The organism is Rhodovulum visakhapatnamense (assembly GCF_004365965.1).
In the GTDB taxonomy this organism is placed as follows: Bacteria; Pseudomonadota; Alphaproteobacteria; order Rhodobacterales; family Rhodobacteraceae; genus Rhodovulum; species Rhodovulum visakhapatnamense.
Map to the genome: position 1 here is coordinate 366,214 of NZ_SOEB01000001.1, position 13,215 is coordinate 379,428.

Below are 13,215 nucleotides of genomic sequence, written 5' to 3' on the forward strand. Positions count from 1 at the left end.
GAACGCGGTTGAAATGCGCCGCCGGATCGTGTCCTTTGGCGCCGACCCTAAAGGAGAGACCCCGTGACCCTTCGGATGACGCGCCGTTCCGCGCTTGCCTGCGCCGTGGCTCTGACCGCCCTTCCCACCGCTGCCGCCGCCGAGGACGCCTGGCCCGCCGCGCCGCTTCATGTCTATGTGGGCTTCCCCGCCGGGTCCTCGCCCGACACGCTGACCCGGATCGTCACCGAGCCCCTGGCCCAGCGGCTGGGACAGCCCGTCGTGGTCGAGAACAAGCCCGGCGCGGGCGGGGTCATCGGCATCCAGCAGATGCTGGCCAATGCCGGCGACGGCCTCAGCTTTGCCACCACCATCAACGGCCCGCTGACCACGGCCGCGCGGCTGATGAAATCGACGGGTTATGACGTCGCCACCGACATCGCCCCGGTCACGCTGATTGCGACCTCGCCGCTGGTGCTGGCGGTCTCGGCCGGGTCGGACTTCACCGATGTGGAAAGCTTCGTCGCGGCGGCCGGGACCGAGCCCGAGTTTCTCAGCTACGGGTCGGTCGGCCAGGGGTCGGGTGCGCATCTGACGGCGGAGCTGTTCGCCGATGCCGCGGGCGTCAGCCTGCTGCACATTCCCTTTACCAGCTATGCCGAAGTGACCACCTCGATCGTCGGCGGCGAGATCGATGCGGGCTTCATGGCGCCCTCGGCCGCGCTGCCGCAGGTCGAGGCGGGGCGGATGCGGATGCTGGGCATCACCTCGGCCAAGCCCTTCCCGCAGGCCCCCGACGTGCCGGTTCTGGCCGGCCGGGCCGGACTGTCCGACGATTTCCGGGCCGAGCTCTGGAACGCCTTCATCGCGCCCGCCGGGACCGACCCGGCCATCATCGCGCGGCTGAACACCGAGATTGGCGCGATCCTTGCCGACCCCGAGGTGCAACAGAAGCTGCTGGCCATCGGCTGGCAGGCCGCGCCCGGCACGCCCGGGGATCTGGCCGACCGGATCGCGGCCGACACCGCCATGTGGGGCGCGGTGATCGACCGGGTCGTGGCCAAGCCCTGAGACGCGCGCGCCGATGCACAGGGACCCGATGCACAGGGACTGGCCCGATATCCTGGGCGGTCTCGCCCTCGCCGCGATTGGCGCGGCGGCGGCGGGCTGGGCGCTTGCGCAGTATGACATCGGCACCCTGCGCCGGATGGGGCCTGGGTTCTTTCCCGCCGTCCTCGGCGGGCTTCTGACCGTGCTTGGCCTTGTTGTCGCCCTGCCCGCGCTGCGCCGCCGGTCGGACGCGCCCGGCATCGAGCCGCTGGCAGCCCTTGCCGTGCTGGCCGCGATCCTCGTCTTCGGGCTCGGGCTTTTCCGGATCGGTCTTGTGGCCGCGACGGCGGCGGCGGTGCTGGTCGCCTCGCTTGCGGCGCCGCGTCCGGGCTGGGGCTGGCGGCTGGCGCTGGCGGCGGCCATCGCGCTGCTGACGGTGCTGGTCTTCGGGCTCGGGCTTCGGATGAGCCTGCCCCTCTGGCCGCGCCTGCCATGACGACCTGGGAGGGGCTGCTTTACGGCATCGGGTTCGCGTTGCAGCCCGCGGTGCTGATCTATTGCGTGATTGGCGTGGTGCTGGGCACCTTCGTCGGCGTGCTGCCCGGCATCGGGGCGATGGCGGCGATTTCGCTGCTGCTGCCGATCACCTATTACATCACCCCCGAAGCGGCGCTGATCATGCTGGCGGGGGTCTATTACGGCGCGCAATATGGCGGGTCGGTCGCCTCGATCCTGATGCGCCTGCCCGGAACGCCGCAATCGGCGGTGACCTCGCTTGACGGCTATCCGCTGGCGCGGCAGGGCCGGGCGGGCGTCGCGCTGTTCACGGCCATGGCCTCGTCCTTTGCGGGGTCGATGATCGGCATCGCGGTGCTGGTGACGCTGGCGGGGTGGCTGTCGCACGCGGCCACGGCTTTCGGCGCGGCGGACTATGCCGCGATGATGATCCTCGGGCTGGTCGCCGCCTCGACCATCGGGTCGTCCAGCCCGGCCAAGGGCTTTGCCATGGTGGTGCTGGGCCTGCTGCTGGGCTGCGTCGGCACCGATGTCAATTCGGGGGTGCAGCGGTTCACCTTCGGCCGGACCGAGCTTCTGGACGGCATCAATCTGGTGGCGCTGGCGATGGGTCTTTTCGGCGTGGCCGAGGTGATCGCGAATGTGCGCGACCCGGACCGGCAGGGCGTGACCGGAAAGATCGGCGGCCGCCAGCTTCTGCCCCGGCGCGACGACCTGAAACGGCTGCCGGGGCCGATGCTGCGCGGCAGCGCGCTTGGCAGCTTCTTCGGCGCCCTGCCCGGCACCGGTTCGACGCTGTCGTCCTTTCTGGCCTATGCGCTGGAACGCCGGGTGTCGCGTCGCCCCGAACGGTTTGGCGAGGGCGCCATCGAGGGCGTCTCGGCGCCTGAATCGGCCAATAACGCCGCCGCGATCTCGGCCTTCGTGCCGACGCTGACGCTGGGCATTCCGGGCGATCCGATCATGGCGCTGATGCTGGGGGCGCTGGTCATTCACGGGGTGCAGCCGGGGCCGATGATGCTGGAGGCCCGCCCCGAGATGTTCTGGGGGCTGGTCGCGAGCTTCGGCATCGGCAATCTGCTGCTGCTGGTGCTGAACCTGCCCCTGATCGGGATCTGGGTGGCGATGCTGCGCATCCCGTTCCGCTGGCTTTACCCCGCGATCCTGATCTTCCTGTGCCTCGGGGTCTATTCGGTGCGGGGCCTCTCGTTCGACATCCTGGCGGTCGCGGCCATCGGGCTTGCGGGCTACCTGCTGGCGCTGGCGCGCTTCAGCCCGGCGCTTCTGCTGCTGGGCTTCGTTCTCGGCCCGCTGATCGAGACCAACCTGCGCCGCGCCCTGCTGATCGGGCGGGGCGATCCGATGATCTTTCTCGACCGCCCCATCGCCGCGGGCTTCGTGCTGGCGACGGTCGGGCTGCTGGCCCTGTCGCTGGTGCAGGCCTGGCGGCGGCGGCGCGCCCGCTGAGCCCGAGCCGCGCCGCAAAACCGCTCTTTTTCAAACCCTTGCCCGCGCCGCCCGCTGCTCTTAACGGCATGATAAGGTTTCAGGCGCAGAAATCGGGGGCACGAGGCCGGGCTGTTCCCCCACCCCGACCGGCCCGAAGAGCCATCAGAAGGAGGCGACATGGACCGGGCTGCACGTCTGGAACAGTGGTATCGCAGGGTCTATCTCGAAGGCGACCTCGACGCCGTCGGGACGCTGTTCACCCCCGATCTTCAGGAACAGGGCCTGCTCCCGGGCCTTGCCGTCACCCCGGGCGATCTCAGCGTCTTCGCCCAGGCGATGATGCATCTGGTCGACGAGCCGTCCTTCCGTCTGGCCAAGGTGATCGAATCGGGCGACTGGCTGTCCGCGCTGATCGAGCTCGAGGCCCGGCGCCCGAGTGACGGGCAGCCGATCCGGCTGATCGGCCAGGTCATGCTGCGCTTTGAGGGCGACAAGGTGGCCGAGGCCTACAACTCTCTGGATTTCCTCGGGCTTTTCCTGCAGCTCGGGCTTTTGCCGAAGGACGCGCTGGAACTGGGCATGACCGGTCAGCGGCTGGTCTGAGGCCCGCCCCGGCCGGCCACCGCACGGCCTGCGCCGGGACAGTCTTGCCCGGACGTCCCGGCCACCTGACAGGGCCGCACCCGCGCCGCTCTGCGACTCTCCGGGGCTCTCCGGGGCGCGGGTTCCAGGGCAATTGCATCCGCCCCCTTCCCCTGCCCGTCGAATCCCCTATGCTGGGCGCAACACAACCCAGAGGTATCACCGCGATGTCCGACCGGATCGAGTATGGCAATCTGATGCATGCCGCCATGCGGGGTCTGATCCGCACGGTGCTGTCGGATGTCGCTGCCGACGGTCTGCCCGGAGACCACCATTTCTTCATCACCTTCGACACGACTCATCCCGAGGCGCAGATGGCCGACTGGCTGCGCCAGCGCTATCCGACGGAAATCACCGTCGTGCTGCAGCACTGGTACGACCATCTGTCGGTCGACGAGGACGGGTTCTCGGTCACGCTGAATTTCGGCGACAGCCCCGAGCCGCTTTACATTCCCTTCGATGCGATCCGCACCTTCGTCGATCCCTCGGTCGAGTTCGGACTGAGGTTCGAGACCCAGGACAGCGACGAGGATGAGGACGAGGACGACGACGGCCCCGAACAGCCGAGCCCCGCACCCCATGACGGCACTGCCGGTCCCGGCGAGGCGCAGGTGGTCAGCCTCGACAAGTTCCGCAAATAGGCCCGCCCGGATGATCCTGCCGGGTCGGGGGCATTGCTCCGGAGCCCGGCCCGGCCTATTAGCTGGACCGAATTCGACCGGAGGATTGCGATGACCGAAACCCGCACCGAGACCGACAGCTTCGGCCCCCTCGACGTGCCCGCCGACAAGTACTGGGGCGCCCAGACCCAGCGTTCGATCCAGAATTTCCCGATCGGCTGGGAACGCCAGCCGGTCGCGATCATTCGCGCGCTCGGCGTCATCAAGAAGGCCTGCGCGCGGGTCAACATGGCCCAGGGCGGGCTCGACCCCAAGCTGGGCGAGGCCATCGTTGCCGCCGCGCAGGAGGTGATCGACGGCAGGTTCGACGACAACTTCCCGCTGGTCGTGTGGCAGACCGGGTCCGGCACCCAGTCGAACATGAACGCCAACGAGGTGATCTCGAACCGCGCGATCGAGATGCTGGGCGGCGTCAAGGGCTCGAAGGACCCGGTGCACCCGAACGATCACTGCAACATGGGGCAGTCCTCGAACGACACCTTCCCGACCGCGATGCATGTGGCCATCGGCATGACCGCCCGCGACGTGCTGCTGCCGGGGCTGGAAAAGCTGCATGAGGCGCTGACCGCCAAGTCGGACGAATTCGCCGCGATCATCAAGATCGGCCGAACCCATACCCAGGATGCGACGCCGCTGACGCTGGGCCAGGAATTCTCGGGCTATGCCCGGCAGGTCGAGAAGGGCATCGCCCGGATCAAGGCCTGCCTGCCCGACATCTATGAACTCGCCCAGGGCGGCACCGCCGTCGGCACCGGGCTGAACACGAAGAAGGGCTGGGACACCCGCGTCGCGGCCGAGATCGCCGAGATCACCGGCCTGCCCTTCGTCACCGCCGAGAACAAGTTCGAGGCGCTGGCCGCGCATGACGCCATGGTGATGTTCTCGGGCGCGCTGAAGACGGTGGCGGCGTCGCTCTTCAAGATCGCCAACGACATGCGGCTGCTGGGCTCTGGCCCGCGCTCTGGTCTGGGCGAGCTGATCCTGCCGGAAAACGAGCCCGGGTCCTCGATCATGCCGGGCAAGGTCAACCCGACCCAGGCCGAGGCGCTGACCATGGTCTGCGCCCATGTCATGGGCAATGACGCGGCGGTGGGCTTTGCCGGCAGCCAGGGCCATTTCGAGCTGAACGTCTACAACCCGATGATGTCCTACAACGTGTTGCAGTCGATGCAGCTTCTGGGCGACGCGGCGGGGTCCTTCACCGACAACATGGTGGTGGGCACCAAGGCCAATACCGCGCGGATCGAGAAGCTGATGAAGGAAAGCCTGATGCTGGTGACGGCGCTGGCACCGACCATCGGCTATGACAACGCCACCAAGGTCGCCAAGACCGCGCACAAGAACGGCACGACGCTGCGCGAAGAGGCCATCGCGCTGGGCTTCGTCGATGGCGAGACCTTCGACCGGATCGTCCGGCCCGAAGACATGATCGGTCCGAAGGACTGACCCGATGACGGGCGGCGTGGTCAACCTGCGTCAGGCGCGCAAGGCCCGCGAGCGGGCGGCGAAGAAGGCAGAGGCCGACGAGAACGCCGCCCGGTTCGGCCGGACCAAGGGGCAGAAGGCGCGGGAAGAGCTTGATGCCGCCCGCGCCCGCGCCGCCCTTGACGGCCACAAGCGGACCCCGGACGACGAGGCATGAGCGGGCGGCCGGTCAAGCGGTCGCTGACGCTGAAGGGGCACCGGACCTCGGTGTCGCTGGAGGATGAATTCTGGCGCGCGCTGCGCGAGATCGCGGCCGAACGCGGGATCGCCATCAACGCGCTCGCCGCCGAGATCGACGAAAGCCGGGGGCTCGATGTCGGGCTGGCCTCGGCGCTGCGCGTGCATGTGCTGACCCATTTCCGCCGCGCCCTGGATCGGGATCGCGACCGGGATCGCGACCGCTAGGGCAACTGGCGCGGCACGTCTCTGGCGCAAGCAGGTCTGGGGGCCGAGCCCGACCCGGCGCCGGGCGCCGACCTGCGGCTCAGCTTTCGTCCTCGAACATGTCGCCCTGCGCGTCGTCGGTGTCGTCCTCCTCGGTGCCGGGCATCGGGCGGCTGTCCAGAAGGCCCGCGGCGCGCAGATCGCGCAGCCCCGGCAGGTCGCGGGCGCTTTCCAGCCCGAAATGATCGAGGAAGGTCTCGGTCACCACATAGGTCACCGGGCGGCCGGGCGACATCCGGCGGCGGCCGAAGCGGATCCATTCCAGCTCCAGCAACTGGTCGACCGTGCCCCGGCTGACCGAAACGCCCCGGATCTCCTCGATCTCGGCACGGGTGACTGGCTGATGATAGGCGATGATCGCCAGGGTCTCGATGGCCGCGCGCGACAGCTTGCGCAGCTCGACCGTTTCCTTCTGCATCAGGAAGCCCAGATCGGGCGCGGTGCGGAAGGCCCAGGACTCGCCCACCCGCACCAGATGCACCCCCCGCCCCTCATAGCGGCGGCGCAGCGCCTCCAGCGCTCGGGCGGCATCGCAGCCATGGGGCATGCGGGCGTTCATGTCGGCCACCCGCACCGGCTCGGCCGAGGCAAAAAGGATCGCCTCGACCATGCGTTCCTGCTCGCCGAGCGGCGGCGCCTCGAAGAGGCTGCCCTCTTCGTCGTCTTCCGGGCCGTCGGGCTGGGGCATCAGTGCGGTTTCCGCCGGATCTGGATCGGCTCGAAGGTGCCCGACTGGCGCAGTTCCAGCTGGCCCTGCTTGACCAGTTCGAGCGAGGCCGCGAAATGCGCGGCGGTCGCGGACCGGCGGCGGGCCGGATCGGCGTGCCAGCCTTCCGGCAGCCAGGTGACAAGGTCCACCCAGTCGCCCGCATAGCCGATCAGCCCCCGCATCCGCTCCAGCGCCTCTTCCATGGTGTAGATCGCGTCCCGGTCCAGCACATAGGGCCGGAAGTCGTCCTTGGTGCGGATCCGGGCATAGGCCTGCATCAGATCCAGCAGCGTCGCAGTGTATTGCACCCGCCGCACCCGTTCCACCCCTTCGGGGATGCCGCGCCCGAAGAAGTCGCGCCCCTTCCGGTCGCGCGCCATCAGCCGGGCGGCAACGCCCCGCATCGCCTCGAGCCGTTCCAGCTGGAAGGCGAGGTGCGCGGCCAGATCCTCGGCCGAGGGGCCGTCCTCGGTCGGGTCGGGCGGCAGCAGCAGCCGCGATTTCAGGAAGGCCAGCCAGGCCGCCATCACCAGATAATCGGCGGCAAGCTCGATCCGCAGGCTTTTCGCGGTCTCGACAAAGGCCAGATACTGTTCGGCCAGATGCAGCACCGAAATCCTGCGAAGGTCGACCTTCTGGGTCCGGGCCAGCATCAGCAGCATGTCAAGCGGCCCCTCGAAGCCGTCGACATCGACGATCAGCGCCTCGGCGGCCTGCCGCGCGGCGATGGCGTCGGGCGTGTCGGCGGTTTCGGGATCATGGCCCTCAGCCATGGGCGGCCTTTCCCAGAATCCCGTAAAGCTCCCCGGCGACAGCGGTCACGTCGATCGGCTGGGGCGGGCGACGGCGGGCCAGCGCGCGGGCCGCCCGGTCGGCGGCGGCGCCCGTCAGCGTGCCGCTGGCCTCGGCCACCTCTTCCATCTCGGCCAGATCGCCATTGCAGTGCAGCACCGCGTCGCAGCCCGCCTGGATCGAGGCGCGGGAGCGTTCGGCGATGGTGCCGCTCAGCGCCTTCATCGACACGTCGTCCGACATCAGGAAGCCGCCGAAGCCGATGCCGCGCCGGATCATCGCGATGGCCCTGGGCGAGATCGTGGCAGGCAGATCGGGGTCGATGGCGTCATAGACCACATGCGCGGTCATCGCCATCGGCATCCCCGCCAGCGCCTGGAAGACGGCGAAGTCGGTCACTTCCAGCGCGGTCCAGTTGGCCTTCACCCGCGGCAGGTGCAGATGGCTGTCGGCGGTGGCGCGGCCATGGCCGGGGATATGCTTGATCACGGGCAGCACGCCGCCCTCCAGCAGCCCCTCTGCCGTCGCCTTGGCACAGGCGATCACCGATTTGGGCTCGGTCCCGTAACAGCGGTTCTTCAGGATGTCATGGGTTTCGGGCCGGGCGATATCGGCAACCGGGGCACAGTCGACGTCAATGCCCAGCATCGACAGCTCGAAGGCAATCAGCCGCGCGCGCAGATACATCGACCGCGCCGCATGGGCCGGGCCCGCAACGGCGATCTGGTCCAGCGCGGGCGCCCAGGGACGCCAGTGGGGCGGGCGCAGCCGCTGCACCCGGCCGCCTTCCTGGTCGATCAGGATCGGCGCCTTGCGGCCCACCGCCTGCCGCAGATCGCGGGTCAGGCTGCGGACCTGCTCGGGCTCGTCGATATTGCGGGCGAAGAGGATGAACCCGAAGGGCCGGGTCCGGGCAAAGAAGGCCCGTTCGGTCGGGGTCAGAGAAGGGCCGGAACAGCCGGCGATGAAGGCCCCGACCCCGTGATTCACCGGGCCACCACCGGGATGCAATCCGCGCCCTCGGCCGAGACCGCCGCGCAGAACCGCCGGGCTGCCGCCATGTCGGCAAAGCCAGAGGCGCGCAGCCGGAAGAAGGTCTTGCCGCCGCGGTCGACGGTCTGGATCACCCGGGTCTTGTCGGTGAAGAAGCCCGAGAACCGGCGCTGGCTCGCGAGGCTGTCCCAGACCGCGCGCGCCTCGTCGCCGCTGTCGAAAGCACCCAGCTGGACCAGAGCTGTCCCCACCGCGACGCTCTCGGCGGCGATCTCGGTCGCGACAGGCGCGGTCATCGCGGCCCGGGCGGCGGCAATGGCGGCGCGGGCGGCAAAGTCCTCCTGCGGGCGGGTCCTCGGGCGCGGAGACTGGCGCAACGCCCCCGCGGGCAGCGGCAGAGCGGCCTCGGTCGCCCCCTCGACATCGTCCGCAGCCAGCGTTTCGGCGGCCGGACCGGCCGCGGCGGACAGGTCGTCGCCCTCAAAGAGCGCGCCGCCATCGGCATCGGGCACCGGCGTCGCGGCCCCCCCGACCGAGGCGAGGATCGGCGCGGCCTCGTCGGCCGCAGCATAGGCGGCCGCCTCGGCGGGCGGCGGCGCGATCACCGGGCGGTCGTCGCCCGCCAGATCGACCGGCGCCGGGGCCAGTTGCAGCATGTCGGCCGGCGGTCCGGCCTCGCCCAAGGCGGCCACGCGGTTGACCGCAAGCCCCTGATGTTCGGCCTGCCGCCCGCCCGGATCGTCGGGCGCGATCCGCATCGGCCCTTCGAGGGCGCGGATCACCGGCACCCCGCTGACATCGCGCATGACGACCTGGTAGCCCCAGGTCACAAGCCCCGCCATCAGGGTCAGCGAGACAAGACCGCCGGCCCAGTTCAGGATCGTTTTCGGAGAGGGCGGGGCATCATGCCCCCCCGACCCGCGCATTGCGTTGAAATCGATTTCCGCCATTGCCGCCTCGTTTCCAGGCGCGCTTGGCTGCCCGGTTCTGGTTCTTGCCTGTGCCGCTCCGGACGGATTGCGCCTTGTTTTTCAGCGCATTTCCTCGACCGGAGTAACGCCAAGAATACCAAGACCGGCGGAAATGACAACGGCCACGGATCGGGCCAATGCGATTTTGGCTTGACTTGTGGCCGCGTCGCCCTCCTGCAGGAAGCGCAATTCGGGCAGTTCGTTACCGCGGTTCCAGAGCGCGTGCAGATCCGAGGCCAGTTCGTACAGGTAGAACGCGACCCGGTGCGGTTCGTTGGTGCGCGCGGCGATCTCGATCAGGCGCGGCCATTCCGCGAGCTTCTTCGCCACCGCGATCTCGGCCTCGTGGTCGAGCTTCGTCAGATCGGCGGCAGCCAGCGTCGCGTCGTCTGTGGCAATGCCCGCCTCGGCGGCCTTGCGCAGCACCGAACACACCCGGGCATGGGCGTATTGCACGTAGAAGACCGGGTTGTCCTTGGACTGTTCCAGCACCTTGTCGAAATCGAAATCCAGCGGCGCGTCGTTCTTGCGGGTCAGCATGACGAAGCGGGTCACGTCGCGGCCCACCTGCTCGACCACGTCGCGCAGCGTGACATAGGTGCCCGCGCGCTTGGACATCTTGAAGGGTTCGCCGTTCTTCCAGAGCTTGACCAGCTGGATCAGCTTGATGTCGAGCGGCACCCGGCCCCCGGACAGAGCCGCGACGGCCGCTTTCATCCGCTTGACATAGCCGCCATGATCGGCGCCGAAGATGTCGATCAGCTGGTCGAAGCCGCGCTCGACCTTGTCGAAGTGATAGGCGATGTCGGGGGCGAAATAGGTCCAGGAGCCGTCCGACTTCATCACCGGCCGGTCCACGTCGTCGCCATGGGCGGTCGAACGGAACAGCGTCTGTTCGCGCGGTTCCCAGTCTTCGGGGGTCTTGCCCTTCGGCGGTTCCAGAACGCCCTCGTAGATCAGGCCCATGCCTTTCAGCCGGTCCAGCGCCGCCTCGATCTTGCCGGTGCCGTACAGTGCCTTTTCCGACGAGAAGACGTCCATCGTGACGCCGAGGGCGGCCAGATCCTCGCGGATCATGTCCATCATCATGCCGGTGGCAAACTCGCGGATCTCGGCCAGCCAGTCCTCTTCTCCCTTGTCGAGAAGGCTCGCCCCGTATTTTTCCTTCAGCGCCGCGCCGACCGGGATCAGGTAATCGCCCGGATACAGCCCCTCGCGGATCTCGGGTTCAAGCCCGTTGGCCTCGCGGTAACGCTCATAGGCCGAGCGCGCCAGCACATCGACCTGCGCGCCGCCGTCGTTGATGTAATATTCGCGGGTGACCTCCCAGCCGGCAAAGTCGAGCAGGCTCGCCAGCGCATCGCCCACCACGGCGCCCCGGACATGGCCCACATGCATCGGGCCGGTGGGGTTGGCCGAGACGAATTCGACATTGACCTTCTGGCCCTGACCGATGTCCGAACGGCCGAAATCGGCCCCCTGCCCCAGCACCGTCGCGACCAGCCCCTGCCAGACCGCAGGTGCAAGCCGCAGGTTCAGGAACCCCGGGCCCGCCACTTCGGCGGTGGCGATGCGTGGGTCGGCGGCCAGCCGCGCGGCCAGTTTCTCGGCGATGTCGCGCGGCTTCTGTCCGGCGGGTTTGGCCAGCACCATCGCGGCATTGGTCGCCATGTCGCCATGGGCGGCATCGCGCGGCGGCTCGACCGCGACGTTGGAGGTGTCGAGCCCCGCGGGCAGCTCGCCCGCGGCGGCCATCGCGTCCAGACAGTCGATCACCAGCGCGCGCAGATCGTTGAAGAGGTTCATGGTCGGTCCCTTTCCGGCTGGCGAGCGGTTTATCACGGACGCGCGCGGGGTCAACGGGCGCGGCCGCTCACGCGTGCTCGTGCCCGGGCGGGACCGGGCCGGACTTGACGGTCGGGCCGATCAGCCGCGCATGTTCTTCCATCGCGAAACGGTCGGTCATGCCCGCGATGTAATCGGCCACGATCCGCGCCAGCGTCGTCTCGTCGGGCGCGGCCGCCACATCCTCGCGCCACTTGGCAGGCAAGAGCGCCGGATCGCCCAGATAAAGCGGAAACAGGTCCTGCACGATCTTCGTGACCTCGGCCCGCATCTTCACCACCGGGGGCGCGCGATACATGCGGTGGAACAGGAAGGTGCGGATCTCGCGCAGCGCGGCGAAAAGCGCGGGCGAGAAGCCGATCACCGGACGCCCCAGCGCGCGCACCTCGGCGGCCGAACCGGGCGCGGCCCCGGCCAGCGTGGCCCGCGCGCCGTCGATCACGTCGCTGACCAGCACCCCGAAGAACCGCCGCAGCGCCTCGTGCCGCCGCCGCTTGGGATCGAGCGAGGGATAGGCCGCGTCGACCTCGGCGAAGCAGTCGGCAAGGATCGGCAGCCCCGCGAGTTCCTCGTCGGTGAACAGCCCCGCCCGCAACCCGTCATGCAGGTCGTGATTGTTGTAGGCCACGTCGTCGGCAATGGCCGCGACCTGGGCCTCGGCGCTGGCATGGGTGTGAAGTTCCAGGTCGTGGCGCGCGTCGTATTCGGCCAGCGCATAGGGCAGCGGGCGCGGCACCGGCCCGTTATGCTTGGCGATGCCTTCCAGCGTCTCCCAGGTCAGGTTCAGCCCGTCGAAATCGGCGTAATGCCGTTCCAGCCGGGTGACGATGCGGATCGCCTGCGCATTGTGATCGAAGCCGCCATAGGGCGCCATCAGCGCGGCCAGCGCGTCCTCGCCGGTATGGCCGAAGGGGGTGTGGCCCAGATCGTGGGCCAGCGCCACCGCCTCGGCCAGTTCCACGTTCAGCCCCAGCGCGTTCGCCATGGTCCGCGCCACCTGCCCCACCTCGATCGTATGGGTCAGCCGGGTGCGGAAGCTGTCGCCCTCATGGACCACGAAAACCTGGGTCTTGTGCATCAGCCGCCGGAAGGCGGAACAGTGGATGATCCGGTCGCGGTCGCGCTGAAAGCAGGACCGGAAGGCGCTTTCCTCCTCGGGGGAAAGCCGGCCGCGGCTTTCGGAAGGTCTGCATGCAAAAGGCGCCAGCATCTCTGCTCCGTCGCTTGTTCCCGTCAGGTGGGGTCATATATTCACTGGGGACCGGAATTGACATGAGGGAATTCGCGCAAGATGGACCTGACGCTTCCGCCCACGGTTACCGAGCGCGCCTATGCGCGCCTGTCCGAAATCGGCGCCGCCAGACAGGGCAAGGCGCTCCGGATCGCCGTCGAGGGGGGCGGCTGTTCGGGTTTCCAATATTCAATCACGCTGGATGCGCCCGCCGAGGACGATCTGGTGCTGGAGGGCGCGGGCGAAAAGGTCGTGGTCGATTCGGTATCGCTGCCGTTTCTGCAGAACGCGACCATCGACTTTACCCGCGAGCTGATCGGCGCCAAATTCGTGATCGACAATCCGAACGCCACCAGCTCCTGCGGCTGCGGCACCTCGTTCTCGATCTGACCCGTCCCGCGCGTCGGGGTCTGATCCGGCGCGCCCGGC

The 13,215-nt window shown here is 68.8% G+C and carries 15 protein-coding genes; 9 read left to right on the forward strand and 6 right to left on the reverse strand.

What is annotated here, in order from left to right; all coding sequences use genetic code 11:
• Nucleotides 1-63: 63 nt before the first annotated feature.
• The 8 genes from EV657_RS01705 (at nucleotide 64) to EV657_RS01740 (ending at nucleotide 6,206) form a co-directional block, all read left to right on the forward strand.
• Nucleotides 64-1,050 carry a Bug family tripartite tricarboxylate transporter substrate binding protein gene (locus tag EV657_RS01705; protein WP_134076929.1) on the forward strand — a complete coding sequence of 329 codons (987 nt, stop codon included), beginning with the start codon at nucleotides 64-66 and terminating at the stop codon, nucleotides 1,048-1,050.
• A 28-nt stretch (nucleotides 1,051-1,078) separates the two neighbouring features.
• Nucleotides 1,079-1,525, forward strand: a complete 447-nt coding sequence (locus tag EV657_RS01710; protein WP_166673619.1) for a tripartite tricarboxylate transporter TctB family protein — start codon at nucleotides 1,079-1,081, stop codon at nucleotides 1,523-1,525.
• Nucleotides 1,522-3,012 (forward strand): tripartite tricarboxylate transporter permease, encoded by a 1,491-nt coding sequence (locus EV657_RS01715; RefSeq protein ID WP_134076931.1) that lies wholly within the window; start codon nucleotides 1,522-1,524, stop codon nucleotides 3,010-3,012. Before EV657_RS01710 ends, EV657_RS01715 begins: the two co-directional genes overlap by 4 nt.
• Before the next feature lie 159 nt (nucleotides 3,013-3,171).
• Nucleotides 3,172-3,597, forward strand: a complete 426-nt coding sequence (locus tag EV657_RS01720; protein ID WP_134076932.1) for a nuclear transport factor 2 family protein — start codon at nucleotides 3,172-3,174, stop codon at nucleotides 3,595-3,597.
• A 206-nt stretch (nucleotides 3,598-3,803) separates the two neighbouring features.
• Entirely contained in the window at nucleotides 3,804-4,277 is a 474-nt protein-coding gene (locus EV657_RS01725; protein WP_075786308.1) for an SspB family protein, read from the forward strand.
• A gap of 90 nt (nucleotides 4,278-4,367) precedes the next feature.
• Nucleotides 4,368-5,762: a class II fumarate hydratase gene (gene fumC / locus EV657_RS01730; RefSeq protein WP_075786307.1), complete on the forward strand. Its 1,395-nt coding sequence runs from the start codon at nucleotides 4,368-4,370 to the stop codon at nucleotides 5,760-5,762.
• A gap of 4 nt (nucleotides 5,763-5,766) precedes the next feature.
• On the forward strand, nucleotides 5,767-5,958 hold the full coding sequence (locus tag EV657_RS01735) for a DUF4169 family protein (protein ID WP_134076933.1): 192 nt from the start codon (nucleotides 5,767-5,769) through the stop codon (nucleotides 5,956-5,958).
• A complete protein-coding gene (locus EV657_RS01740) occupies nucleotides 5,955-6,206 on the forward strand; it encodes a ribbon-helix-helix domain-containing protein (protein ID WP_134076934.1) in 252 nt (83 codons plus the stop codon). Before EV657_RS01735 ends, EV657_RS01740 begins: the two co-directional genes overlap by 4 nt.
• A gap of 79 nt (nucleotides 6,207-6,285) precedes the next feature.
• Here EV657_RS01740 and scpB read toward each other — a convergent pair whose 3' ends face one another.
• The 6 genes from scpB to EV657_RS01770 all read right to left on the reverse strand — a co-directional run bounded on the left by scpB (nucleotide 6,286) and on the right by EV657_RS01770 (nucleotide 12,765).
• Nucleotides 6,286-6,933, reverse strand: coding sequence for an SMC-Scp complex subunit ScpB (scpB, locus tag EV657_RS01745; protein ID WP_075786304.1), 648 nt, complete (start codon nucleotides 6,931-6,933; stop codon nucleotides 6,286-6,288).
• Nucleotides 6,933-7,727 (reverse strand): segregation and condensation protein A, encoded by a 795-nt coding sequence (locus EV657_RS01750; protein ID WP_113669802.1) that lies wholly within the window; start codon nucleotides 7,725-7,727, stop codon nucleotides 6,933-6,935. Before EV657_RS01750 ends, scpB begins: the two co-directional genes overlap by 1 nt.
• A complete protein-coding gene (gene nagZ / locus EV657_RS01755; protein WP_243837456.1) occupies nucleotides 7,720-8,736 on the reverse strand; it encodes a beta-N-acetylhexosaminidase in 1,017 nt (338 codons plus the stop codon). The genes EV657_RS01750 and nagZ overlap by 8 nt, the downstream gene beginning before the upstream one ends.
• Entirely contained in the window at nucleotides 8,733-9,689 is a 957-nt protein-coding gene (locus EV657_RS01760; RefSeq protein WP_134076936.1) for an SPOR domain-containing protein, read from the reverse strand. Before EV657_RS01760 ends, nagZ begins: the two co-directional genes overlap by 4 nt.
• Before the next feature lie 81 nt (nucleotides 9,690-9,770).
• On the reverse strand, nucleotides 9,771-11,516 hold the full coding sequence (gene argS / locus EV657_RS01765) for an arginine--tRNA ligase (RefSeq protein ID WP_134076937.1): 1,746 nt from the start codon (nucleotides 11,514-11,516) through the stop codon (nucleotides 9,771-9,773).
• A gap of 67 nt (nucleotides 11,517-11,583) precedes the next feature.
• The gene (locus EV657_RS01770; RefSeq protein WP_113669806.1) at nucleotides 11,584-12,765 is read right to left on the reverse strand and encodes a deoxyguanosinetriphosphate triphosphohydrolase; all 1,182 of its coding nucleotides are present in this window, start codon (nucleotides 12,763-12,765) and stop codon (nucleotides 11,584-11,586) included.
• A gap of 87 nt (nucleotides 12,766-12,852) precedes the next feature.
• Between EV657_RS01770 and EV657_RS01775 the strand changes: the two genes are divergently transcribed.
• Nucleotides 12,853-13,176, forward strand: coding sequence for a HesB/IscA family protein (locus EV657_RS01775; RefSeq protein WP_165828127.1), 324 nt, complete (start codon nucleotides 12,853-12,855; stop codon nucleotides 13,174-13,176).
• Nucleotides 13,177-13,215 lie beyond the last annotated feature (39 nt).

Bases quoted from the DNA above. Each gene is read 5' to 3' on its own strand.
- EV657_RS01710 (WP_166673619.1), top strand. From the start codon at position 1,079: ATGCACAGGGACTGGCCCGATATCCTGGGCGGTCTCGCCCTCGCCGCG.
- EV657_RS01715 (WP_134076931.1), top strand. From the start codon at position 1,522: ATGACGACCTGGGAGGGGCTGCTTTACGGCATCGGGTTCGCGTTGCAG.
- EV657_RS01720 (WP_134076932.1), top strand. From the start codon at position 3,172: ATGGACCGGGCTGCACGTCTGGAACAGTGGTATCGCAGGGTCTATCTC.
- EV657_RS01725 (WP_075786308.1), top strand. From the start codon at position 3,804: ATGTCCGACCGGATCGAGTATGGCAATCTGATGCATGCCGCCATGCGG.
- fumC (WP_075786307.1), top strand. From the start codon at position 4,368: ATGACCGAAACCCGCACCGAGACCGACAGCTTCGGCCCCCTCGACGTG.
- EV657_RS01735 (WP_134076933.1), top strand. From the start codon at position 5,767: ATGACGGGCGGCGTGGTCAACCTGCGTCAGGCGCGCAAGGCCCGCGAG.
- EV657_RS01740 (WP_134076934.1), top strand. From the start codon at position 5,955: ATGAGCGGGCGGCCGGTCAAGCGGTCGCTGACGCTGAAGGGGCACCGG.
- scpB (WP_075786304.1), bottom strand. From the start codon at position 6,933: ATGCCCCAGCCCGACGGCCCGGAAGACGACGAAGAGGGCAGCCTCTTC.
- EV657_RS01750 (WP_113669802.1), bottom strand. From the start codon at position 7,727: ATGGCTGAGGGCCATGATCCCGAAACCGCCGACACGCCCGACGCCATC.
- EV657_RS01760 (WP_134076936.1), bottom strand. From the start codon at position 9,689: ATGGCGGAAATCGATTTCAACGCAATGCGCGGGTCGGGGGGGCATGAT.
- argS (WP_134076937.1), bottom strand. From the start codon at position 11,516: ATGAACCTCTTCAACGATCTGCGCGCGCTGGTGATCGACTGTCTGGAC.
- EV657_RS01770 (WP_113669806.1), bottom strand. From the start codon at position 12,765: ATGCTGGCGCCTTTTGCATGCAGACCTTCCGAAAGCCGCGGCCGGCTT.